Source organism: bacterium (assembly GCA_040755795.1).
GTDB lineage: Bacteria > UBA9089 > CG2-30-40-21 > CG2-30-40-21 > SBAY01 > JBFLXS01.
Genome location: JBFLXS010000629.1, coordinates 1 through 1,700, shown reverse-complemented (window position 1 = coordinate 1,700; position 1,700 = coordinate 1). Strand labels below are relative to the sequence as shown.

General features: G+C 34.8%; 2 protein-coding genes. Both read right to left on the bottom strand.

Annotated features, from left to right (window positions below; translation table 11 throughout):
* Window positions 1–170: 170 nt before the first annotated feature.
* Window positions 171–536, bottom strand: a complete 366-nt coding sequence (locus AB1414_20415; GenBank protein MEW6609776.1) for a hypothetical protein — start codon at window positions 534–536, stop codon at window positions 171–173.
* A gap of 19 nt (window positions 537–555) precedes the next feature.
* The gene (locus AB1414_20410) at window positions 556–1,581 is read right to left on the bottom strand and encodes a DUF2341 domain-containing protein (GenBank protein ID MEW6609775.1); all 1,026 of its coding nucleotides are present in this window, start codon (window positions 1,579–1,581) and stop codon (window positions 556–558) included.
* Window positions 1,582–1,700: the final 119 nt, after the last annotated feature.

The following is a 1,700-nucleotide window of genomic DNA, read 5'->3' as shown; positions in this document are numbered from 1 at the left end:
GCAGGGAGATAAATTCTATCTTATAGTTTATAGTTTATAGTTGAAGGTTTATGGTTTATAGTCCTTCAACTATCAACTATCAACTATAAACCATCTACTATCTACTATCTACTATCTACTATCTACTATCTACTATCTACTATCTACTATCTACTTTTTATCCTTTACTATTATTCCAACTCTTTCTGCAGTAAGCGAAATACATCAATAAACATTCCTACACTATACTCATCATTTTTTCTTTCTTCGTCATAGATAAGTCCGCCTTGAAATCCAATGCACTTATCCATAAAATACAATCCCCCACCAATACCTGTATTATCTCCAAAATCTGTGCCAATATAGACATATGCATTCTGTAACCATCGTGGCACATAATTAGGTTGAGCATTAATATTTAGTTGCGACAAGGTTACAATTCCCTTATCTTTATCCAACTTATTTATGCTCATTCCCAGTTCAAGATAATCGTTTGCTTCAACGAAACCACAAGATAATAAACTTAATAACCCCGCTAAAATCAATAATTTTTTCATTGCTTTCTTTCTCCTCCTTCTATTGAATAATAGTAATACCAGCAGATGATGTGCGTAGATACAAAATTGCTTGATAATCTGTCAGGATTTCTCCTGAATTATTGGTGCAATTTATTGGTCTTCTATAAGACCAACCTGATAATGCTGATGAGCTTTCTTCTGCTCCTAAGGATAATGTAGGCTCAGAAGAGGCATACTTACGAACACGAATATCATCTACATAACTATATTTGCTGCTCCAATATTGACTAAACGAAATTCTATTAGCATTATTGGGATTAGTCCAAGCAGTGTCATCTTCGTAGAGAACATTATCCTTATAGAATTTATATCCACTGCTTGGAGGTAGAATTAACTTTTGAGTTCTACTTATGATTTGGTCTAAAGAATCTATTTCAGTCCACTCAGTACCATCTAATCTCAACCGCATAGTCGCCTCTAGCCCACTACCCTGTCCATAAACTACCATTATCCCCTGGCTATACCCGTTAGCACTATCGCTCGTAGTATATCCTTCCGCATCTGCTGAAGCAGATGACTGGCTATTCCTTGACTTCCACTCTATAATATTTGGTCTTGAAATAGCATTGTTTGAATATATCCGAAGATACCAATCACTATCATTACCTGTATATCTCAATTCGCCACTTGTAATAGTAGCATAATTAGAATTAACAACTGTCCAATTGGTAAAAGTGCCACTAAAATCATCGAAAAATATAAATACATTATTCCCATTAGCAATACTTGTTGCATCGCTATTAGTATAATATACATAACCAATTTGCATAGTTCCTGTGGGAACAGACGAGAATTTTATCCAGGTTGGGCTTGTGCCAGGCACGGTTATATCTTCGTGCCAATAAGATAGTAATGTTGTCCCATCTGTTCCTGTTACTCGAAAATCCCCTAAGTCTGATTTAACTGTGCTTGATGTTCCTGCTGTAATTGTTATTTTTCCACTTGACCAATATTTCATTTTAGCACTTGCAGGTGCTATCATAAATACTAATATTGCTAAACTTAATAATACTTTCTTAAACATAATTACCTTCCAATTAACGGCTTAAATACATTCTCAATTGCTTGATACATCATATTCTTTTGGATTTTTCTTGCTTCTTCATCTATTGCCAATTCCATCCAGCAGATGACCTCCAGACA